General features: G+C 72.8%; 21 protein-coding genes. 13 read left to right on the top strand and 8 right to left on the bottom strand.

Translation table 11 applies throughout. The features are described 5' to 3' along the window. Positions 1–31: 31 nt before the first annotated feature. The 8 genes from ACX9MN_RS03175 to ACX9MN_RS03210 form a co-directional block, all read right to left on the bottom strand. Positions 32–322, bottom strand: coding sequence for a hypothetical protein (locus tag ACX9MN_RS03175; RefSeq protein WP_100252936.1), 291 nt, complete (start codon positions 320–322; stop codon positions 32–34). Positions 323–617: 295 nt separating this feature from the next. Continuing rightward, complete coding sequence (fae, locus tag ACX9MN_RS03180) at positions 618–1,130, bottom strand: 5,6,7,8-tetrahydromethanopterin hydro-lyase (RefSeq protein WP_012317540.1); 513 nt, start codon at positions 1,128–1,130, stop codon at positions 618–620. Positions 1,131–1,368: 238 nt separating this feature from the next. After that, positions 1,369–2,208 (bottom strand): triphosphoribosyl-dephospho-CoA synthase, encoded by an 840-nt coding sequence (locus ACX9MN_RS03185; RefSeq protein WP_489723674.1) that lies wholly within the window; start codon positions 2,206–2,208, stop codon positions 1,369–1,371. Beyond that, on the bottom strand, positions 2,205–3,113 hold the full coding sequence (locus tag ACX9MN_RS03190) for an ATP-grasp domain-containing protein (protein ID WP_020091842.1): 909 nt from the start codon (positions 3,111–3,113) through the stop codon (positions 2,205–2,207). The genes ACX9MN_RS03185 and ACX9MN_RS03190 overlap by 4 nt, the downstream gene beginning before the upstream one ends. 121 nt (positions 3,114–3,234) lie before the next feature. After that, positions 3,235–4,209 carry a methenyltetrahydromethanopterin cyclohydrolase gene (gene mch / locus ACX9MN_RS03195; RefSeq protein ID WP_020091841.1) on the bottom strand — a complete coding sequence of 325 codons (975 nt, stop codon included), beginning with the start codon at positions 4,207–4,209 and terminating at the stop codon, positions 3,235–3,237. Further along, entirely contained in the window at positions 4,206–5,357 is a 1,152-nt protein-coding gene (locus ACX9MN_RS03200) for an ATP-grasp domain-containing protein (RefSeq protein WP_489723675.1), read from the bottom strand. Before ACX9MN_RS03200 ends, mch begins: the two co-directional genes overlap by 4 nt. A gap of 22 nt (positions 5,358–5,379) precedes the next feature. After that, positions 5,380–6,273 (bottom strand): NAD(P)-dependent methylenetetrahydromethanopterin dehydrogenase, encoded by an 894-nt coding sequence (locus ACX9MN_RS03205; protein ID WP_489723676.1) that lies wholly within the window; start codon positions 6,271–6,273, stop codon positions 5,380–5,382. An 86-nt stretch (positions 6,274–6,359) separates the two neighbouring features. Continuing rightward, positions 6,360–7,337: a beta-ribofuranosylaminobenzene 5'-phosphate synthase family protein gene (locus tag ACX9MN_RS03210; protein ID WP_489723677.1), complete on the bottom strand. Its 978-nt coding sequence runs from the start codon at positions 7,335–7,337 to the stop codon at positions 6,360–6,362. A 398-nt stretch (positions 7,338–7,735) separates the two neighbouring features. Here ACX9MN_RS03210 and ACX9MN_RS03215 point away from each other — a divergent pair, with 398 nt between their 5' ends. From ACX9MN_RS03215 to ACX9MN_RS03275, 13 genes are all read left to right on the top strand, one after another. After that, on the top strand, positions 7,736–8,806 hold the full coding sequence (locus tag ACX9MN_RS03215) for a formyltransferase (protein WP_489723678.1): 1,071 nt from the start codon (positions 7,736–7,738) through the stop codon (positions 8,804–8,806). Then, on the top strand, positions 8,800–10,446 hold the full coding sequence (locus ACX9MN_RS03220) for a formylmethanofuran dehydrogenase subunit A (RefSeq protein ID WP_100252943.1): 1,647 nt from the start codon (positions 8,800–8,802) through the stop codon (positions 10,444–10,446). Before ACX9MN_RS03215 ends, ACX9MN_RS03220 begins: the two co-directional genes overlap by 7 nt. Positions 10,447–10,473: 27 nt before the next feature. Further along, positions 10,474–11,421 (top strand): formylmethanofuran--tetrahydromethanopterin N-formyltransferase, encoded by a 948-nt coding sequence (fhcD, locus tag ACX9MN_RS03225; RefSeq protein ID WP_020091835.1) that lies wholly within the window; start codon positions 10,474–10,476, stop codon positions 11,419–11,421. A 3-nt stretch (positions 11,422–11,424) separates the two neighbouring features. After that, positions 11,425–12,219, top strand: coding sequence for a formylmethanofuran dehydrogenase subunit C (locus ACX9MN_RS03230; RefSeq protein ID WP_489723679.1), 795 nt, complete (start codon positions 11,425–11,427; stop codon positions 12,217–12,219). 84 nt (positions 12,220–12,303) lie between these two features. Further along, on the top strand, positions 12,304–12,510 hold the full coding sequence (locus ACX9MN_RS03235; protein WP_020091833.1) for a hypothetical protein: 207 nt from the start codon (positions 12,304–12,306) through the stop codon (positions 12,508–12,510). Positions 12,511–12,588: 78 nt separating this feature from the next. Beyond that, entirely contained in the window at positions 12,589–14,247 is a 1,659-nt protein-coding gene (locus tag ACX9MN_RS03240) for a sensor histidine kinase (RefSeq protein WP_489723680.1), read from the top strand. Then, on the top strand, positions 14,244–14,948 hold the full coding sequence (locus ACX9MN_RS03245) for a response regulator transcription factor (RefSeq protein ID WP_020091831.1): 705 nt from the start codon (positions 14,244–14,246) through the stop codon (positions 14,946–14,948). Before ACX9MN_RS03240 ends, ACX9MN_RS03245 begins: the two co-directional genes overlap by 4 nt. A gap of 224 nt (positions 14,949–15,172) precedes the next feature. Further along, positions 15,173–15,262: a pyrroloquinoline quinone precursor peptide PqqA gene (pqqA, locus tag ACX9MN_RS03250; RefSeq protein WP_012317526.1), complete on the top strand. Its 90-nt coding sequence runs from the start codon at positions 15,173–15,175 to the stop codon at positions 15,260–15,262. A 33-nt stretch (positions 15,263–15,295) separates the two neighbouring features. Further along, on the top strand, positions 15,296–16,195 hold the full coding sequence (pqqB, locus tag ACX9MN_RS03255; protein ID WP_489723681.1) for a pyrroloquinoline quinone biosynthesis protein PqqB: 900 nt from the start codon (positions 15,296–15,298) through the stop codon (positions 16,193–16,195). 186 nt (positions 16,196–16,381) lie between these two features. Continuing rightward, complete coding sequence (pqqC, locus tag ACX9MN_RS03260; protein ID WP_020091829.1) at positions 16,382–17,467, top strand: pyrroloquinoline-quinone synthase PqqC; 1,086 nt, start codon at positions 16,382–16,384, stop codon at positions 17,465–17,467. Next, on the top strand, positions 17,464–18,609 hold the full coding sequence (pqqE, locus tag ACX9MN_RS03265; protein WP_489723682.1) for a pyrroloquinoline quinone biosynthesis protein PqqE: 1,146 nt from the start codon (positions 17,464–17,466) through the stop codon (positions 18,607–18,609). The genes pqqC and pqqE overlap by 4 nt, the downstream gene beginning before the upstream one ends. Beyond that, positions 18,606–19,331, top strand: a complete 726-nt coding sequence (locus ACX9MN_RS03270; protein WP_489723683.1) for a hypothetical protein — start codon at positions 18,606–18,608, stop codon at positions 19,329–19,331. The genes pqqE and ACX9MN_RS03270 overlap by 4 nt, the downstream gene beginning before the upstream one ends. Further along, complete coding sequence (locus tag ACX9MN_RS03275) at positions 19,312–19,674, top strand: hypothetical protein (RefSeq protein WP_489723684.1); 363 nt, start codon at positions 19,312–19,314, stop codon at positions 19,672–19,674. The genes ACX9MN_RS03270 and ACX9MN_RS03275 overlap by 20 nt, the downstream gene beginning before the upstream one ends. The last annotated feature ends 73 nt before the right edge of the window (positions 19,675–19,747 follow it).

Here is a 19,747-nt window from a genome sequence, read left to right on the forward strand (position 1 = left end):
CTGCCGCGGTGGCCCGCGGGGCGCAGGTCGGTCAGAGGCCGCGACGCGACGCTTCGGCCGCGAGGCGCGCCCGCACGGTGGCGATCAAGGATTGCCGGACGTGCTCCGTCGCCTGGAACGGGATATCGAAGTTCAGGCTGTGGTAGATCAGGGATCGGATGCTGTCCTGATCGGGATCGTCCGCGCCTGTCTGCATGAAGTCGAGGATCCAGGCATGGATCGCCGCGTGGTCGGACGTGTCGGGATCCGCGGCGAGGACCAAGTGGCCGCCGTGAATCCAGTCATCGCGCTGGGTTGCGGACACTTCGTCCGATGCAGGCATGACCTCACCTCGCGGCTCTGCCCGGTGCGGCCGGGACGATAGAGTTTTCGCGCGCGCCGATCCCGTTCTCCACCAGCGACCGCGGAGCTTCGACGCCGCGTCACCTGTACGTCGGCGCCTCGCCCGGCCGCGATGTGGCGCGGCGGTCCGGGCGGTGGGCGATCAACAAAAAACGGGACGGCTCGCGCCGTCCCGTTCAGGGGCCTAATTATCGGCCAAGGAAGATCGAAGCCAGTCGCTGGAGCAGGCCCCGCGGTGCGGGCGGAGGCTCGCTCTGCCCAGGACCGTCCCCGATCTAAGCGTTGGCGGCGAAGGGGTGCTGCGCCGAGTTGCGCTGCTCGGTGACCGTCGAGGCCTTCGGCTCGCCGTTCACGGCGCGCTGGATCGACAGCTTGGTGGCCTCGTAATTGTACTTCTGGATCTTGGCGTCGTCGGCCGCCTCCCAGTGGATGAACACGCCGACCAGGATGTACAGGTCGTCGGCCTCGTCCGCCGGGATGATGCCCTCGGCCACCGCGTCCTGCACGGCCTTGGCAACGCCGTGCTGGGCCGGGCCGAACATCTGGACGGCCTGACGGGCGTCGTTGATGGTGACCTTGTTGAACATCAGAGTGTTCGGCTTGCACGGCAGGTTCGGCGCGATGACCGCGAGCAGGCTGGTGAAGCCGTGCTTGTTGTTCACGAGGCCGTTGCAGAAAGCCGTCTCGGCCGGCGAACCGCGCGGTCCGATGATGAGGTCGATGTGGGCGACCTCGTTGCCGTCGCCGACGAGCGCTTCGCCGACCTGAACCTTGGTGATCTTCGCCATTCGGTGTCTCTCCCTGGATTCCGAAATAGAGCCGCGCGCCGGGCGGTGCCGCGGCCGGGAAGCCATCCTTGTTATCGGCGCCCGACCATGCCGGCCGAGCCGGTTGGGCCGAGCCGGTTGGGCCGGACAGCGCGGCGGACCCTACAGCGGGCCCCTGCGGCTCACAACCCGCGCAAGGCCCTGACACGAAGGAATTTCCATCCGCCCGGCGCTATGGACACCGGATCGTGCACGCGGCTCAGGCCAGCCGGGCGCCGGCGCCCGCGAGCGCGTCCCAGAACAGCGTCGCGACGGTGAAATCCGCGCTCGTGCCGGGATTGATCGACCGCGCCTTCAGCGACGCGTCGAGGGCCAGGAGCGCGTCGACCGGCCGCGCGGCGAGGTCGATCCCGGCGAGTGCCGCCTCGACTTCCCGGCGGACGACCTCGGCCGCGGCCGCGCCGTGCTTGCGCGCGACGTGGCTGTCCGGGACGGCGCGCAGGAAGGCGAGGTGGATCGCGGTCGTGCACCAGGTCGGGTCGAGCCCGGCGGCGCGGGCCTCGCGCAGGGCCGCGAGCCCGATCGCCGGCACGTCCGCGAACCCCGTGACGTAGGCGCGGGCGATCCGGTCCCGGTCGGCGGCCTCCGCCATGGCGTCGCGCAGGGCGCCGGGCGCCGCCTCGGCGACGTCGTGCCGGGCGGCCTCGCCGAGGCCGCCCGGATTCGCGCGGCGGATGCCCGCGAAGACGGCCTCCGAATCCGTGCCGTCCAGCGTGTCGAGCACCGCAGCGACGGTCCGGTTCTCCTCGGCCGCGACCGCGAGCGGCGCGCAGAGCAGCAGGATGCCGAGATTGGTGTTCTGGCCCACCGCCGCCACCGTGGCGGCGACGCCGTCGCGGACCCGCGCCCCGACGCCCGTGCCCGGCCGGGCCAGGGGCGGGGCCGAGACGTCGGCGCTCGTGACGAAATCCGCCAGCACCATGCGGTGGCCGGGCGCGTAGGCGTGGACGTTGCCGGGCTTGAGGGCGTCGAGCTCCGCGAGGCAGGCCGCCCGGTAGAGCGTGCCGATCAGCGCCGCGTCGAGGCCGGCCCCGCTCATGCCACCACGAGCCGGGGGCGGCTGGCGCCGCGGGCCGCGGCGAGGAAGCCGCGCACCACCGCGGCGGCGATGTCGGCCTCGCAGACGGTCTGGAGCCCCGACCAGGCCGGCATGGAATTGACCTCGAGGACCGAGAACCCGCCCTCCCCGTCCTCGACGAGGTCGACGCCGGAATAGTCGACCCCGACCGCGGCGGCCGCCGCCTCGGCCAGCTCGGCGGCGGCGCGCGGCATCGCCCAGGGCAGCGGCCGGCCGCCCCTGTGGACGTTGGTGATCCAGCCGTCGCCCTCGCGGATCATGCCGGCGATCGCCCGGCCGTCGCAGACGAACACCCGGTAGTCGCGCCACAGGCCGTCCCGACGCGGCACGTAGCGCTGGAGGTAGTACACCCGGGCCACCGCCTCCTCGTCGGGCAGGTCCTCCGGGCGCTCGATCAGGGCGAGCCCCTCCCCCTGCGAGCCGAACAGCGGCTTCAGGACCAGCGGCGCGCCCGGCCGCGCCTCGGCGGCGACCAGGGCCGCGGCCGCCTCGCGCTTCGAGAACACCCAGGTCGCCGGGGTCGGCAGGCCGGCCCGGTCGATCAGAAGCGAGGTCGCCGCCTTGTCGACCGAGCGCTCGATCGCGGTCGGCGCGTTCCAGACGGTGACCCCCGCGGCGACCAGGGCGTGCAGCACGCCGAGCCGCATCGTCGTCGCCTCGAAGGTGCCGCCCGCGATGGTCCGCATCAGGACGCCGTCCGGCAGAGCGTCGGCGAAGCCCGGCACGCGCAGCGGCTCGCCGCCGCCCGTGACCACCGCCACGTCGGCGAGGGAGAACAGCACCGGCTCCACGCCGCTCGCGCGCAGGGCCGCGAGCAGGCGGTTCTTGTGCCAGGTGCCGTTATCGGCCGCGAGCCCGATGCGCATGGGGGTCCTGATGGGGTCCTGATCGTCACGGGGCCGCCCGCCTCCGGGGCGGCCCGAGGTTCTGTCGCTCGGTGGATCGGACTGGGGTCCCCGCCGCGCGGGAGGGGCGCCCCGCGTGCCCTCAGGCGAAGGACGCGTCGACCAGCGTCGGCTCCAGGCGGCCGCCGCGGTAGGTGGCGCCGGAGCGCACCGACGTGACGATCGCCTCGGCCGGCGAGAACAGGGCGCCGTCGATCTTGTAGAAGTCGCCGTTCACCCGCGCGAAGATGTCGGCGAAGGGCGCGCCGTGGTCGCTCGAGGTCGTGGAGGGCAATTGCTCGGCGAGCTGCTTCGCGTCGGCATCGTCGGCGTCCACGAAGAGCTGGACCCGGCCGCCGTAGATGATCGCGTCGTTGGTCCGGCCCATCGCCTTGATGAAGTCCGGGTGCGGCGGCGACAGCGGCGCCGAGCCGATCCCGTCCACGATGGCGTGCAGGTCGAAGCCGACCGTGTGGGCCTTGTGGAGGGCAACCTCCAGGACGCGGGCCACGACCTGCGTGGAGCCGGCGAGGCTCTGGGTCGGCGCGAAGATGAAGGTCAGGTCCTCGGGCTTGAGGCCGGAGGCCTCCGCGACCTTGGCGACGACGCTCTCGGGCGGGCCGCCGGCCGCCTCCAGTACGAGGGCGGTCTTGGTGGCGGAATCGCGGAAGCCGAGTTCCTGGTACAGCTCCTCGACGGCCGCTACCGCGCGGCCCGGGCCCGAGCCGAGGGCGAAGAAGCCCGAATCCCCGGTCTCGTCCGCGAGGCTCCAGCCCGCGTACTGGCTGCCGAGGCAGGCGAGCACCGGGTCGGCGGAATGGACCGTCACCGAGTACGGCCAGGACGCGATCGGCCCGCTCGGCGCGATCGTGACGGTGCCGAGGCCGCCGAGGCAGATCTCGGCGATGCGCCGCCCGGCCTCGATCGAGCCCCGCGCCTGCGCGCCGGCATCGACCATGCGGGCGCCGCCGGCGGCCTGCGACACGGAGAGCCGCAGGGTCGCGGCGTCGGCCACGAGCCGCTCGACCAGGGGGCCGGAGAGCGCGTTGATGCTGGGATAGGACGGGCTGGCACTCATGACGGGGCTTCCTCGGGGTGTGTTTTCTTCGCCGCGCAGACGGCCCGCAGGTGTGCCGTCCGCGTTTCCAACAGGGCGAGCACCTCCGCCCGGTCCGCGCCTTCGGCCAGCACCGTGCAGAGCGGCGCGTCGCGGCGGACCACCGAGCCGGGGCACGGGCGGTCGCGCACGCAGTCCGGCCAATCGAGGTCCGGCACAGGCGCAAGCTCACGGTCCGCGTAACAGATCTGCGCGGCCGCCGCACCCGCCGGATGCGGGCCGGGCTCCGGCATCGTGCCGAGGCAGGCGGCGATGTGGGCCGCGAGCAGCGGCGCCCCGCGCCTGTCGAGGACGTCTAGGGTCGCGCCGGGCCTCGGGTTGATCTCCGTGAGCCACCACTCGGTCCCGTCGACCAGCAGGTCGGCGCTGGCGAGGCCGCGCAGGCCCGTCGCGGCGACGATCCGCTCGGTCCCGGCGGCGACGGCCTGCACGACGTGGGCGGGGAGCGCCGGGGATTCGCCGGCGCCGCGGGCGAGCGCCCCGGCGTAGCGGAACGGGCGGATCGGCGACGGCGCGCACCACTGCTCGGTGACCGCGAGGACGCGGATCGCGCGGCCGTCGGCGAGGACGTTCAGGGCGTGGGGCCGCCCCGGCACGCGCGCCTGGAGATAGTGGCCCGCCGGCGCGGGCGACCGGGTGGCCGGCCGGATGTGGCTGCCGCCGGAACCCCCGATCCGCTTGACCAGCCAGCCCGCGGGGTCCGCCGGCGGCGCGGCCGTCACGGCCGGATGCGGCACGCCGAGGCGCGCGCACAGGGCCGCGAAGGCCACGGGATCCTTCAGGGCGGCGACGGTCCCGGCCGAGGCGCCGATGAGCCGGTGCCGCGCGGAGAGGCGCGCGATCAGGTCGGGGGCGTCCTCGAAGCCGCTGCCCAGGATCAGGCCTACCGGGTTCCCGGCCAGCGCCGCGAGGTCGTCGAGCGCCGCCAGGGTGGCGTCGGCGGCGGGGCCGGTGCCGAAGCGGCCCGGCAGTTGCCGGTAGGCCTCGGCCAGCGTGCGGGTGTCGGAATCGCCGAACAGGTCGGCGACGTAGGGCCGAAGCCCCGCGCGCCGCGCTGCCTCGGCCAGGGCGCGCCCGGCCTGCGCGGCGATCAGGACCGCGTCCGCCATCGGCATCCGGTCCGGGAGCGGCCTAGCCGGCGATCTCCACGGCGAGCTCGTAGGCGTCGCGGAAGTCGAGGCACAGCGGCGTGTCGGAGGCGAGCATCCGGACGAACAGGCGCCGCTGCGTCTTGTACTTCACGTCGCCGACGGCCAGCGCGCCGATGCCGACCCCCTTGCCGGTGGGCAGCGCGACGTCCACCGCGTTGACGTCGATCCCCGCGATGCCGGCGGGCGGCACGGCGTTGACGTCGGACGCCACGAGCAGCTTCGGCGCGGATTTCAGATCCTCCGCGGTGAGGATCGGGATGCCCGCCGGGCCGGCCGAGAGGATGACGTCGGCGTCGCGGATGGCCGCGCGCCGGTCGTCGGGTGTCGTGCCGTCGACGGCGCCGACCTCGATGCCGAAGCGCCATTTCATCGTGAAGGCGATCTTCGAGACGCGCTCCTCGCCGTCGTGGCCGACCAGGACGGTGGTCGCGCCCTGCAGGGCGCCGATCACCGCGGCCACGTAGGCGACGACGCCCGCGCCGCCGAAGATCACGATGCGCTTGCCCTTGAGGTCGGTGTTGAACTTCTGCCGCAGGGCGCGGGAGACCTGCGCCACCATGGCGGCGCCGGTGGTGAACGAGCCCGCCGGGTCGGCGAACACGTGGTTCACGAAGGGCGGCACGAAGGCCTTCTTGGCGCGGTCGACCATGTCGAGGGCGTCCTCGGCGTTCTTGCCGCCGATGAAGATGCCCGTCCGCGTCCCGTCGGCCGGCGACCGCGAGAAGATCGAATCCTGCGTCAGGGTGACGACGTCGGCGAGGCTGACCTCCGCGTAGGTCACCACCGTCTCGAAGCCGGCATCCACGGCCATGTTCACGTCGAACGGGCTCATGTGCCGGAGCGGCGTCAGCATGTGGAGGATCGAGCGGGCCATGGAATCCTCGTGCGGCGCGCGAGAGAGGCGCCTTCCCTCCGTCCAAACCCGGAGCGGCGCCCCGGGTCAAGCCCGGGGCGGCCGGCTCACGCCGGACCGGTTACCGAAGCGCCACCGTTTCGGCCCCGGGCGATGACGAACCGGAGGGGGCCGCCCCGATCGAGGTCGGCCACCAGGGCGCGGGCCTCCGCCTCGGACGGGACCAGCGCGAAGCCGGTCGGCCCCCAGGAGGACTGGCCGTAGCCCGCGACGCCCCGCGCGGCGACGCTGGCGAGCGCCTCCGCCACCGCGGTGCTGGCGTAGCGGCCGCCCTGATGGGGCGCGAAATGGTCGCCGATCAGCGTCTGGATCCGGGTGATGCCGGCGCCGAAGCCCTGCGGCTCCGCCAGGGCGACGGCGGGCAGCACCTGCATCAGCGCGATCCGGCAGATCTCGGCGGCCTGGGCCTCGGGGAAGCGCGGCAGGTCGCGGAACGCCTCGACCTCGCGCGTCCCGTGCACGCCGGCCATGCTCGGATCGAGGATCAGGACGATCCGCCAGGCCTCGGGATAGGGCAGGCGCGCGATGACCGGCGGCGGCCCGCCATCCGCGCCGCGACCGCCGTCGACGATGAGGCCGCCCTCGGTGAAAGCGCACAGGCCGACGCCGGACCGGTTGCCCCGGTCCAGGGTCGCCGCGAAGGCCTCCGCCGCGAAGGGCTCGCCGTTGAGGCGCGCCATCGCGGCCGCCACCGCGAGGGCGAGCTGCGTGCCGGAGCCGAACCCGGCATGGGCCGGGATCACCCGCTCGACCGCGACGGCGACGTCCCCGCCGCGCCCGAGATGGGCGGCGGCGGCCTCGACGTAGCCGCGCACCCGGTCCGCCTCGGGTCCCGTGACGTCGGGACGGACCGCCCGGCGGGCGGTCAGGACCAGGGACGGCGCATCGATGGCCAGCCCGATGCTGCCGAAGCGGCGGCCGAGCCCGCCGTGCAGGTCCAGGAAGCCGAAATGCAGCCGCGCCGGCGCCTCGACCCGCACGGTACCGTCCGCCGTCGCCTCGTTCCGTTCGGGGACCTCGCCCAACGCTCTTCCCTCGAATCCCGTCTCGAATCCCGCAGGCCCGGCCCCTGCGCGGCGCGCTTGTCACACGCGGCCCGGAACCGGGCAACGTGGACGCGCGCGGATCGTGCCCGCCGACGGCGCAGGACTGATCGATCGCGGAGAGCGCGCGCGGCGGTGAACCGATACCCGCGATTCACTTCCCGACGCGCATCGCCGCCGGACCCCCTTGCCGCGGTGCGCGGATGAAGGCAAACCTAGGCCCGCGACGGCGCGCCGAGTTTGCCGCCTGCCCGGACATGCCGGGCGGATGAGCCATTCCGATTCGGTGGGGAACCCTCGGGCTCGAGGGGCACCCGCTTCGTCCGGTCTTACGGCCGTCGCCCGCTCCGAAACCAAGCAAGAACGTTGCGAGAGGGAGCATGGCAGCCTGGGTGAAGGGTGGCGCGACGGACGCGGGCACCGCCATCGAGGCGGCCGCATCCCTCCTCGCCAAAGCGCGCGCGCCGGTGATCGCCGGCCTCAGCGCCGACGTGGCCGCGATCCGCGCGGCCTACGATCTCGCGGGGCGCATCGGCGCCTCCGTCGACACCGCCGGCGCGGCCGGCACCTACGCGGACCTCGGCGCGCTGAGCCGGTCCGGGGCGCTGACCTCGACACCCGCCGAGGCCGTCGGGCGCGCCGACGTGGTGCTGGTGGTCGGCGCCGCCCCCTGGCAGGCGCCGCTCCTGAAGCGCCTCGTCGACGGCAAGCCCGGCCGCGGTCGCGCCGCCGGGTCGGACCGCATTCTGCTGGCCGTCGGTGCCAACGCCACCGCGTCCCTGTCCTGGCCGGCCGAGGGCGGGCTGACCGAGGCGGTCGGCGTGCTGCGCGCCCACGCCCGCGGCCACCTCGCCGGCGATGATCTCCCCGGCCAGATCGCCGCGCAGCTCGCCGCCGCGCAGTACGGAATCCTCCTCTACGACGCCGCCGAACTCGGCGAGGTCGGCATCGAGATGCTCCAGGGCCTCGCCATGGAGCTCAGCGAGACGACGCGCTGCTTCACCCTCGCGGTCGGCGGCACCGGCCAGGACCGGGCGGTGGTGCCGGTCTCGGCCTGGCTCACCGGGCAGGCGCCGCGCAGCGGCTTCGGGCGCCGCGTGCCCGAGCACGATCCCTGGCGCTTCGACGCCACCCGGCAGGTCGCCGCCGGCGAGGTCGACGCCGTTCTCTGGCTCGGCGCCGTCCCGGTGTCGCGCCCGGACTGGCTGTCGAACGTCCCCTCCGTCGCGCTGGTCGCGGACGGTGAGGCCGGGGCCGCCGAGGTGGTGATCGCGGTCGGCCAGCCCGGCCGCGACCACGGCGGCGTGTTGTGGAACGAGCAGCGCGCCGCGCTGACCTTCTGGCCGGCCTCGGCGCCGTCGGATCTGCCGTCGGCCGCGTCGGTGCTGGGCGCCCTGAAGGAGCGCCTGGTCACGGGCCCGGCCGCGTCGAGGAGTGAACCCGCATGCTGAGCGTGATCCGGGGCGGGCGCGTCGTCGATCCGACCGCGTCCCGCGATTCCGTGGGCGACGTCTGGATCGAGGACGGCCGCGTGATCGATCCGCCGGGCCGCGAGCCCGACGCCGTGATCGACGCCGCGGGCTGCGTGGTGATGGCGGGCGGCGTCGAGGTGCACTCGCACATCGCCGGCGGCAACGTGATCACCTCGCGGCTGCTCCTGCCCGACCTCTACGTCAGCGAGGCGGCGCCCGACGGCCATCCTTTCGCCCACGCGGGCGGGGCGGCGGCCTGGATCGGCTCGACCTACGCGCGGATGGGCTACACCACGGCCGTCGAGCCGGCGATGCCGCCGACCCACGCGCTGGGCACGCAGCTCGAACTCGCCGACATCCCGCTGCTCGACCGCGGCGCCCTGACCGTGATGGGCAACGACGACCAGCTCCTGCAGCTCCTGCGCGAGGGCCAGGGCGGCAACGCCGTACGCGACCTCGTCGCCCTGTCGGTCGCCCAGTCGCGCGGCCTCGGGGTCAAGTGCATCAACGCGGGCGGTGCCTCGGCCTTCAAGGACGGGGCCCTGCGCCTGTCGCTCGACGACGAGATCCCCTGCTACGGGCTCTCGACCCGGCAGATCATGGGCTCGCTCCTCGACGCGGTCGAGGAGATCGGCGTCCCGCACCCGCTGCACGTCCACTGCAACAACCTCGGCCTGCCCGGGGCCGACGACAGCTTCATGGCGACGCTGGACGCGGCGGAGGGACGGCGCATCCACTTCGCCCACGCGCAGTTCTACGCCTACGGCGCGGTCGATCCGGCCAATCCCGGCACCGGCGGCTTCCGCTCGGCCGCCGAGCGGATCGCGCAGGCGATCACCGACAACCCGAACGCCACCCTCGATATCGGGCAGGTCGTGTTCGGCCAGACCGTGACGGTGTCCCTCGACATCCTCCGCCAGTTCGCCGGCCGGAAGGGCGCCAAGCCGAAGAAGTGGGTCCTCAACGCGGGCGACGCCGAGGGCGGCGGGGTGGTGCCGTTCCTGTACCGGCCCCGGGGCCCGACCAGCTCGCTGCAATGGGCGATCGGCCTGGAGATCATGCTGCTCTCCACCGACCCGGAGCGGACGATCCTGACCACCGACCACCCGAACGGCGGCCCGTTCACCCAGTACCCGCGCATCATCCACCTGCTGATGGACAAGTCGGAGCGCGACCGCGAGATCGCGACGCTGCCGAGCGTGGTCGGCGAGCGGTCGAGCCTCCCCGGGCTGGAGCGCGAGTACACGCTCTCGGAGATCGCGCAGCTGACCCGGTCCGGACCGGCGAAGCTCCTCGGCCTCGCCGACCGGGGCCACCTGCGGGCCGGCGCCCGGGCCGACGTCGCGGTCTACCGCGACGACGCGAACCGCACCGCGATGTTCACCGCCGCCAAGCTCGTCCTCAAGGACGGCGTGCCGATCGTCGAGGACGGCGAGGTCGTGGAGTGGCGCGCCGGCCGCACGCTGTCGCTGACCGTCGAGTCCGACAAGGCCATGGCGAAGCGCGCCGACACCTACCTCACGGAGCGGTTCGGCGAGGGCCTCGACAGCTTCGCCGTGCCCGACGCGGCCTTCGGCGAGGGCCGGGAGAACTTCGAGGCGGTGCCATGCCGGGCGTGATCAGCGGGGCGAGCCGCGGGAAGTACGATGTCTGACCTCACCCTCAACGGCATCCCGGTCGTCGACACCTTCGCGGAGGCGTTCGACGTGGCCGGCACGGCCATCATCGTCACGAATGACACCGCCAAGTGGGCGATGATCGCCGCGACCACGATGACCGGCTTCGCCACCTCGGTGATCGGCTGCGGCGCCGAGGCCGGCATCGACGCCGAGCTGTCGCCCGAGGAGACGCCGGACGGGCGGCCGGGCGTGCGCATCCTGCTGTTCGGCTTCGAGCCGAACGGCCTCAAGGACCAGCTGATCAAGCGCGTCGGGCAGTGCATCCTCACCTGCCCGGGCACCGCCTGCTACGCGGGCGTCGACGGGCCGACCAAGATCAAGCTCGGCGGCGCGATCCGGTACTTCGGCGACGGCTTCGCGGTGGCCAAGCGCCTGCCCGACGCCACCGGCAAGGCCCGGCGCTACTGGCGCATCCCGGTGATGGACGGCGAGTTCCTCTGCGAGGACTCGGTCCGGGCCGTCGACGGCGCGGTCGGCGGCGGCAACCTGCTGTTCCTCGGGCGGAACCACGCCGAGACGCTCAAGGTCGCCGAGATCGCCGTCGAGGCCGCCAAGGCGGTCCCCGGCGCGATCCTGCCGTTCCCGGGCGGCATCGTCCGCTCCGGCTCCAAGGTCGGCGGCCGGACCAAGGGCATGATGGCCTCGACGAACGACGCCTACTGCCCGACCCTGAAGGGCCGCGCCGGCTCGGCGCTCCCGGCCGAGTGCGGCGTGGTGCTGGAGATCGTGATCGACGCCCTCACCTCGCAGGGCGTGTCCGACTCGATGCGCGCCGGCCTGCACGCCGCCACCGAGATCGGCGGCAAGCACGGGCTGATCGCCGTCACGGCCGGCAATTACGGCGGCAATCTCGGCCGCCACCACTACCACCTGCGCGACCTGATCGCGCGCGACAGCGCCAAGCCGGAGGGCTGAGCCGTGAGCACCCTCACCCTGCGCGCGGCCCCGCCCGAGCGCCTGGACCTCCTGAACGTCAACCCGCGGGCGCTCAGCCGCCTGTCCCAGGGCGAGGCCGAGCGCCTCGAGATCGGGACGACCCGGACCGGCGTGCGCCTCGGCGACTGCTTCGCGGTCGCGCTGGACGGCTCCGACACCCTGACCATCGAGGGCGGCCACGAGCGCCTCGACCGTGTCGGGGCGTCGCTGTCCGAAGGTACGATCCGGGTGACCGGCGATGTCGGCCAGCGCCTCGGCGCCGGCATGGCGGGCGGCAGCCTGACCGTCACCGGCCATGCCGGACCCTACGCGGCCTCCGGTGCCACCGGCGGCACGATCACCGTCGAGGGCGATGCCGGGGACTATGCCGGTGGCGCGGTCTACGCCGCGAAGGCCGGCCTCGACGGCGCGACGCTGATCATCCGCGGTAGCGCCGGCGCCCATCTCGGCGACCGGATGCGGCGCGGGACGATCGTGGCCGGGCGCGCGGGCGCCTTCGCGGGCTCGCGCATGATCGCCGGCACCCTGGCGGCGCTCGCGGTGGGCGATTATCCCGGCTTCGGCATGCGCCGCGGGACGCTCCTCGTCGGCAGCCACGGCCGGATGTCGCCGACCTTCGTGGAGACCGGGACGCACGACCTCGTGTTCCTGCGGCTGCTGGCCAAGGCCCTGCGCGGCCTGAGCGCCGAGCACGCCGACCTCCTCGGCAAGCCGCTGCGCCGCTACTCCGGCGACCTCGCGACGATCGCCAAGGGCGAGATCTGGGTCGCGGCCTGACGCCGCCTGGGCAAGGGGCGTGGACGCGTCCTATGCTCCCCGCCAAGCCGGCCCGCACGAGGCCGGCAGCCCGGGGAGGCGCCCATGCTGCTGCTGCTGTCGATCTGTCTCGTCGCCCAGCCCTCGACCTGCCGCGAGGACCGGATCGAGATGTCCTTCGAGAGATCGAGCCCCTTCGTGTGCCTGCGCAACTCGCAGAGCGCGCTCGCGACGTGGCAGGCGGCGCATCCGGAATGGCACGTGGAGCGGTGGCGCTGCGCCGCGAAGGGCAGCCTGCCGAAGGACCTGTGACGGGACGTTGGTTCGGCGCTCCGGCGGTGCCATGCTCGGGCCCGCCTGCACGGCGGGATTGAGGGCGGGACGGGGACGATGCGCTCGCTGAAGGTCCGCTTCGCGCTGCTGCTCGGCGGCACCGCCATCGTGGTGATGCTGGCCGCCGCGGCCGCCTTGGCGGCCATCGGGGCGGCGGAGCGCACCGTCGACCGGACCCTCGAGGCCCAGCGGCGCCTGGAGCTGCTGGCCGAGCTGTCCGGCCGCCTGACGCAGTTCGGTCTCGCGGCGGTGGAGACCGTCGGCAATCCCGATGGCCAGCCCGAGGCGATGGCGATCGCCCGCGACAACGCCGACCGCGCCCTGACCACCGTGGACGAGGCGCTCGCCAAGAGCTTCCCGCCGAGCGACGACCCGGCCGACCGGATGCAGTACGCCGCCCGCACCCGCCCCATGGCGCAGCTGCGCGCGGCGCGCGCCGTGCTGGACCGGCAGGTGTCGCTGATCAGCCGCCAGACCGAGCCGGAGCGGCGTCAGGACGCGATCAAGGGCGCGCTCAACGGTTTCGGTGCCATGACCGGCCAGCCGCTCTCCTTCCTGATCGAGGCCGAGCGGCGCAGCATGGCGCTCGGCTCCGAGGAGGCCCGGGCGCTCTCGGAGCGCCTGCGGGTGGCGGCCGCCGCCGCGGTGGCCGCGGCCCTCGTGCTGCTGGCGATCCTCTACCGCGGCGTCACCCGGCCGACCCTGGCCCGCATCGAGGAGGTCCGCCGCGCCGCGAGCGCCATCGGCCACGGCGCCCTGGACACGCGCCTCTCCGTCGCCACGCGGGACGAGCTCGGCCTGCTCATGACCAACGTCAACCGCATGGCCGCCCGCCTCGCCCGGCGGGAATCGCGGGTCGCGGCCGACCGGGCGGCGCTGGAGGACACCGTGGCGGCCCGCACCGCCGATCTGCGCGCCGCCAACGCCCGGCTCGAGGCCGTCGATCAGTCCCGCCGCCGCTTCTTCGCCGATGTCAGCCACGAACTGCGCACGCCCCTGACGGTGATCCTGGGCGAGTGCGACCTCGCCGTGCGCGGCGCGTCCCGGGGCACCGATCCGGGACCGGTCTTCGCGACGATCAAGAAGCGGGCGCAGCGCCTCAAGCTGCGCGTCGAGGACCTGCTGCGCGTCGCGCGCTCGGAATCCGGCGAGATCGCGTTCGACAAGCGCCGCCTGGGGCTGGCCCAGGTCCTGGCGGAGGCCGTGGACAACATGAGCTCCGAGGCGGCGCGCCGCCGCGTCGGTCTCACCCTCGATCCCGGCACCCGGGACGTCGAGTGCCTCGCCGACCGCGAGTGGATGCGCCAGACCGTCGAGAGCCTCGTCGACAACGCGCTCCGCCACGCCGCCGGTCTCACCCGGGTCGAGGTTGCCCTTTCGGCAGGGCCCGGACCGGTCGGACGGATCACCATCACGGATGACGGACCGGGCTTCGGCGCGTCGGAGGACGCGCTGTTCGAGCGCTTCAAGCGCGGCTCGGGCGCCGGACCGGACGAGACCGGGTTCGGCATCGGGCTCGCGCTGGCGCGGTGGATCGTGGAGCAGCACGGCGGCACGATCCGGCTCGGCCCCGGGACGGACGGGCGCGGGGCCCGGGTCACCCTGGACATCCCGGCCTGCGATCCGGCATGGGAGACGGGCCCGGTCGACGGCGCTGCCGTTGGCGCCCAAGTGGGCGCCCAACTGGGCGCGCAGGTGAAGGAGTCGGCCGCATGACGCGGATCCTGATCGTCGAGGACGATATCGACATCCGCGGCCTCCTCGCCCGAGGGCTCGAGGCCGAGGGATTCGAGGTCGGGACGGCGGCCTGCGTCGACGAGGCCCTGAAGGCGGCCCACGACCCGGCCCCCGGCGCGGTGCTGCTCGACATCAACCTCCCGGACGGTTCGGGCCACGACGTCTGCCGGTCCCTGCGCGAGGGGGGCTTCCCGGGCGCGATCCTGTTCCTCTCGGCCCGCGACGAGATCCGCGACCGGGCCGAGGGCCTGGCGCTCGGCGCCGACGACTACATCATCAAGCCCTTCGAGTTCGACGAGCTGGTCGCCCGCCTGCGGACCCACCTGATGCGCCGCGAGCAGGCGGAGGCGCCGCGCTCGCGCATCACCGCCGGCAAGCTGATGCTCGACCTCGAGACCCGGCAGGCGAGCTGCGGCGAGGCGAGCGCCCGCCTCACGCCCCGCGAGGCCGACCTGCTGGCCATGCTGATGGAGAATATCGGCAAGCCGGTCTCGCGCGCCGACATCTTCGACCGGCTGTGGGCGAGCCAGGGCGGGCTCTCCCTCAACGTGGTCGACGTCTATATCGGCTACCTGCGCTCCAAGATGGCCGATTTCGTGCGCTACGGCGGGCCCGGCCTCGTCACCGTGCGGGGTAAAGGATTCATGCTGGAACTGCGCGGTCCCGACTTCCGGCAGTAGGCCCCTGTACTTTAGTCGCAGGCTCGCCCATTTCGTGATGGTTTCCGGACGCTTAGGAAGTCTCTCACGAAAAATTTGGGAGGATCCGGCAACTTAGTGCTTGAAGCCCGCGCGTGAATCGTCGATACCTCTCCGGCGCCGGAAATGAGAGCGCCATCAGTGTCTTAGGGTCCTCTTAGGAACCGCGTGACACTCGGTGTAGATGTTGCCTGAGGAGAAACACCATGAAGTGGGCTGCCCCGATCGTGTCCGAGATCTGCGTCGGCATGGAAGTGACGAGCTACGAGTCGGCCGAGATCGACACCTTCAACTGAGTTTCACGGGCCGGGGATCTCGGGAGCCGCACCATGCGCGTCGTGATCCTCGGTTCCGCGGCCGGCGGCGGCCTTCCCCAGTGGAATTGCCGCTGCCCCATCTGCACGCTGGCGCGGTCCGAGCCGGACCGGGTGCGGCCCCGGACCCAGTCGAGCATCGCGGTCTCCGCCGACGGGTCGGACTGGCTGCTGATCAACGCCTCGCCGGATATCCGGCAACAGCTCTTCGACAATGCGCAGATGCATCCGCGCGAGGGCCTGCGCCACTCGCCGATCCGCGCCGTGCTCCTGACCAACGGCGACGTCGACCATGTCGCGGGTCTCCTGACCCTGCGCGAAGGTCAGCCCTACACGCTCTACGGCACGCGCGGGATCCTCGATTCGGTCAATGCCAACCGCGTCTTCGACGTGATGGCCGAGGGCGTCGTCGCCCGTCAGCCGATCGGCATGGACGAGCGCTTCGAGCCCCTCCCCGGCCTGGCGGTCACCCTCTTCCCGGTCCCCGGCAAGGTGCCGCTCTGGCTCGAGGACGAGACCATGCAGATCGGTGCCGAGACCGAGACCACGGTCGGCGCCCTGATCGAGGCTGGTGGCCGGCGCCTCGCCTACATTCCCGGATGTGCCCGGGTGACGGACGGTCTGCGCGCGCGCATCGCCGGCGTGGACGCGCTGCTCTTCGACGGGACCGTCCTGCACGACGACGACATGATCCGGGCCGGCGTCGGCACCAAGACCGGCTGGCGCATGGGTCACGTGCCGATGCGCGGCGAGAACGGCTCGATCGAGGCCCTGGCTTCGGTCGAGATCGGGCGCCGCGTCTTCGTGCACATCAACAACACGAACCCGGTCCTGGTCGAGGGCTCGCCGGAGCGGGCCGATGTCGAGGCGGCCGGCTGGACCGTGGCGCATGACGGGCTGGGTCTGACGCTTTAGGACGCCGCGCCGACGGCCTGCCGGATCCCCGCGCCGCGGCCTTGTGCGCGACGGACGCTCGCCGGCGATGGTTGGGCGCCCGGGGGGACGGCACTATATCGTGGCTGAGCCCGGACAGTCGCCCCGCGCACGAGGGCGGGATCGGAACACAGGAAACGCGACCTGAGGACGGACGCCGGACACGCCATGAACGCCATTTTCCCGACCCCCGATGCCGCCGACAGCCAGCGTCTCCTGAGTCCCGAGGAACTGGAGGCGGCCCTGCGCGACATCGGCGCGCGCCGCTACCACAACCTGCACCCGTTCCATCGGCTGCTGCACGACGGCAAGCTGTCGAAGGACCAGGTCCGGGCCTGGGCGCTGAATCGCTACTACTACCAGGCGATGATTCCTGTGAAGGACGCCGCCGTGCTGGCGCGGATGACCGACGCGTCGCTGCGGCGGATCTGGCGCCAGCGGATCGTCGACCACGACGGCGACCACGAGGGTGACGGCGGCATCGAGCGCTGGCTCAAGCTGGCCGAGGGCGTCGGCTTCGACCGCGACTACGTGCTGTCGACCCGCGGCATCCTGTCGGCCACGAAGTTCTCGGTGGAGGCCTACGTCCACTTCGTCTCCGAGCGGACGCTCCTGGAGGCGATCGCCTCGTCGCTGACCGAGATGTTCTCGCCGACGATCATCTCCGAGCGCGTCGCCGGGATGCTGAAGAACTACGACTTCATCACCAAGGACACGCTGGCCTATTTCGACAAGCGCCTGACCCAGGCGCCGCGGGACGCGGACTTCGCCCTGGACTACGTGAAGCAGCACGCCACGACGCCGGAGCTGCAGCGGCAGGCGATGGCGGCGCTGACGTTCAAGTGCACCGTGCTGTGGACGCAGCTCGACGCCCTGTACTTCGCCTACGTGGCCCCCGGCATGGTCCCGCCGGACGCGTGGCAGCCCGGCGAGGGTCTGGTGGCCGAGGCGTCTCAGGCCAAGCCTGGAGCGGCCGGCGGGAAGATGGCGGCCGGCGACCGTCCGCGGCTGCCGCGCGGCGTCCGGCTGCGCAACGACGAGACCCGCGGCAAGTGGGTCCTGCTCGCCCCCGAGCGCACCTTCGACCTCGACGACAACGCCGTGGCGGTCCTGAAGCTCGTGGACGGCGCGCGGAGCGTCGCCGACATCGCGGACGAGCTGGGCAAGACCTACGCAGCCGATCCCCGCGCCATCGAGGCCGACATCCTGGTGATGCTCGACGGCCTCGCGGAGAAACGGGTTCTCGAGCGATGAACGCGCTGACGCCGAACCGCCCCGACGCGCCGGCCCCGGTCGGTCTGCTCGCCGAGCTGACCCACCGCTGCCCGCTGCGCTGCCCGTACTGCTCGAACCCGCTCGAGCTCGACCGGCGGTCGGGCGAGCTCGACACGCAGACGTGGCAGCGCGTGCTCGGGGAGGCGGCGGCGCTCGGCGTCCTGCACGTGCACCTGTCCGGCGGCGAGCCGACGGCGCGCAACGACATCGTCGAGATCGCCAAGACCTGCGCCGATCTCGGCCTGTACTCGAACCTGATCACCTCCGGCGTCGGCGGGGCGCTGGGCAAGCTGCAGGCGCTCTACGACGTCGGCCTCGACCACGTGCAGCTGTCGGTGCAGGGCGTCGACGCGCAGAACGCCGAGAAGATCGGCGGCCTGAAGAACGCGCAGCCGCAGAAGTTCGAGTTCGCCGCCAAGGTGGTCGAGCTCGGCCTGCCCCTCACGCTGAATTCGGTGATCCACCGCGGCAACATCCACGAGGTGGCGGGCTTCATCGATCTCGCGGTGAGGATGGGCGCCAAGCGGCTCGAGGTGGCGCACACGCAGTATTACGGCTGGGCCTACGTCAACCGCGCCGCCCTGATGCCCGACAAGGCGCAGGTGGACGAGTCGATCCGGATCGTCGAGGCGGCCCGGGAGCGCCTGAAGGGCCAGCTCGTCATCGACCTCGTCGTGCCCGACTATTACGCGAAGTACCCGAAGGCCTGCGCGGGCGGCTGGGGCCGCAAGCTGATGAACGTCACGCCCCAGGGCAAGGTCCTGCCCTGCCACGCGGCCGAGACGATCCCGGGGCTGGAGTTCTGGAACGTCAACGACCGCTCGCTCGGCGAGATCTGGCGCGACTCGCCGGCCTTCACGGCCTATCGCGGCACCGACTGGATGAAGGAGCCCTGCCGCTCCTGCGACCGGCGCGAGAAGGACTGGGGCGGCTGCCGCTGCCAGGCGCTCGCGCTCGCCGGCGACGCGGCGGCCACGGACCCGGCCTGCTCGCTCTCGCCGCTCCACGCCAAGGTGCGGGCGCTCGCCACCGAGGAGGCGGCCGAGAACCCGCCCGACTACGTCTACCGGACGATCGGCAGCAACGTCCGGTCGCCGCTCAAGGAGGAAGTGAACTCGTGAGAAGTCTTGTCGTGAGGGGCCTCGCCGCGACGTCGGTCGCGCTGGCTCTGGCCGCGCTGCCGGCCCTCGCCGAGGACGCGCCGAAGCCCGCCACCGTCACCCCGGCGAACGCCGCCGCCCCGCCCTCCGCGGCGGATCTGCTGTTCGACCAGCCGCACATGAAGAACACGGCCGCGGGCTCGACGCTGACCTACGATTACCTGCGCCGCTCGGGGATCTCGAAGGGGCCGTTCGGGGCGCCGCTCGAGGACACCATCCAGCTGAAGGTGGCGCCCGGGAAGACCGCCGAAGGCCGCGACATCAGCGTCGTGATGTTCTCCGGGCTGAACCGGATGCCGGCCGGCCCGTTCGAGGACATGGCAGGCAACCCGGTCGTCTCGCTCTTCCTCGAGAACCATCTCCGGGCCGTCGCGAAGGTGCTGGAGGCGAACCCGCGCTACCTCAAGCTCGCGATCCGCAAGGGCCTGCGCGAGAAGGCGACGGTGACGCCGACCAAGGTGGACATCGGCGGCCGCGAGGTCGACGGCTGGCGCGTGGTCACGAAGCCGTTCGCGGGCGACTCGATGGCGCAGCGCATGCGCGGCATGGACGACATGACCTATACTTTCGTGACCGCGCCCTCGGTCCCGGGCGAGATCGTCTCGATCGAGGCGTCGTCGAAGAGCCCCGACGGCGGCGAACTGCTTGAGGAGAAGCTGAGCTATGATCAGAAGGCTGGCTGAACGGGGCGCGCTGGCCGCCCTCGCCCTCACGCTGTCGGGCCTGACCGGCTGGGCCGCCGAGGAGAACGACTACCCGACCGACGCGCGGGTCGACTACGTGTTCGGCTGCATGGCCGCTAACGGCCAGACCCGCGAGAGCCTGCAGAAATGCTCGTGCTCGCTGGACCAGCTCGCCGCGATCCTCCCCTACGACAAGTACGTTCAGGCGAGCACGGTGCTCTCGATGCGGCAGGGCATCGGCAACCGGGCGAACGAGTTCAAGTCGACCAAGATCTTCGACGACAAGGTCGCGGACCTGCGCCGCGCCCAGGCCGAGGCCGAGATCCGCTGCTACCACGGCTGACGGGCAGGTCTGAGCCGCACGGCGAGGCCGGCGTTGCGCCGGCCTCCCGATTCGCGCACACCGGCTCCCGAAC

This window comes from Methylobacterium sp. 1A, assembly GCF_058072805.1.

What these genes read in the sequence shown, in the direction of transcription:
- ACX9MN_RS03175 (WP_100252936.1), bottom strand. Translation starts at nt 322, where the DNA reads ATGCCTGCATCGGACGAAGTGTCCGCAACCCAGCGCGATGACTGGATT.
- fae (WP_012317540.1), bottom strand. Translation starts at nt 1,130, where the DNA reads ATGGCGAAGATCACCAAGGTTCAGGTCGGCGAAGCGCTCGTCGGCGAC.
- ACX9MN_RS03185 (WP_489723674.1), bottom strand. Translation starts at nt 2,208, where the DNA reads ATGAGCGGGGCCGGCCTCGACGCGGCGCTGATCGGCACGCTCTACCGG.
- ACX9MN_RS03190 (WP_020091842.1), bottom strand. Translation starts at nt 3,113, where the DNA reads ATGCGCATCGGGCTCGCGGCCGATAACGGCACCTGGCACAAGAACCGC.
- mch (WP_020091841.1), bottom strand. Translation starts at nt 4,209, where the DNA reads ATGAGTGCCAGCCCGTCCTATCCCAGCATCAACGCGCTCTCCGGCCCC.
- ACX9MN_RS03200 (WP_489723675.1), bottom strand. Translation starts at nt 5,357, where the DNA reads ATGGCGGACGCGGTCCTGATCGCCGCGCAGGCCGGGCGCGCCCTGGCC.
- ACX9MN_RS03205 (WP_489723676.1), bottom strand. Translation starts at nt 6,273, where the DNA reads ATGGCCCGCTCGATCCTCCACATGCTGACGCCGCTCCGGCACATGAGC.
- ACX9MN_RS03215 (WP_489723678.1), top strand. Translation starts at nt 7,736, where the DNA reads ATGGCAGCCTGGGTGAAGGGTGGCGCGACGGACGCGGGCACCGCCATC.
- ACX9MN_RS03220 (WP_100252943.1), top strand. Translation starts at nt 8,800, where the DNA reads ATGCTGAGCGTGATCCGGGGCGGGCGCGTCGTCGATCCGACCGCGTCC.
- fhcD (WP_020091835.1), top strand. Translation starts at nt 10,474, where the DNA reads ATGTCTGACCTCACCCTCAACGGCATCCCGGTCGTCGACACCTTCGCG.
- ACX9MN_RS03235 (WP_020091833.1), top strand. Translation starts at nt 12,304, where the DNA reads ATGCTGCTGCTGCTGTCGATCTGTCTCGTCGCCCAGCCCTCGACCTGC.
- ACX9MN_RS03240 (WP_489723680.1), top strand. Translation starts at nt 12,589, where the DNA reads ATGCGCTCGCTGAAGGTCCGCTTCGCGCTGCTGCTCGGCGGCACCGCC.
- ACX9MN_RS03245 (WP_020091831.1), top strand. Translation starts at nt 14,244, where the DNA reads ATGACGCGGATCCTGATCGTCGAGGACGATATCGACATCCGCGGCCTC.
- pqqA (WP_012317526.1), top strand. Translation starts at nt 15,173, where the DNA reads ATGAAGTGGGCTGCCCCGATCGTGTCCGAGATCTGCGTCGGCATGGAA.
- pqqB (WP_489723681.1), top strand. Translation starts at nt 15,296, where the DNA reads ATGCGCGTCGTGATCCTCGGTTCCGCGGCCGGCGGCGGCCTTCCCCAG.
- pqqC (WP_020091829.1), top strand. Translation starts at nt 16,382, where the DNA reads ATGAACGCCATTTTCCCGACCCCCGATGCCGCCGACAGCCAGCGTCTC.
- pqqE (WP_489723682.1), top strand. Translation starts at nt 17,464, where the DNA reads ATGAACGCGCTGACGCCGAACCGCCCCGACGCGCCGGCCCCGGTCGGT.
- ACX9MN_RS03275 (WP_489723684.1), top strand. Translation starts at nt 19,312, where the DNA reads ATGATCAGAAGGCTGGCTGAACGGGGCGCGCTGGCCGCCCTCGCCCTC.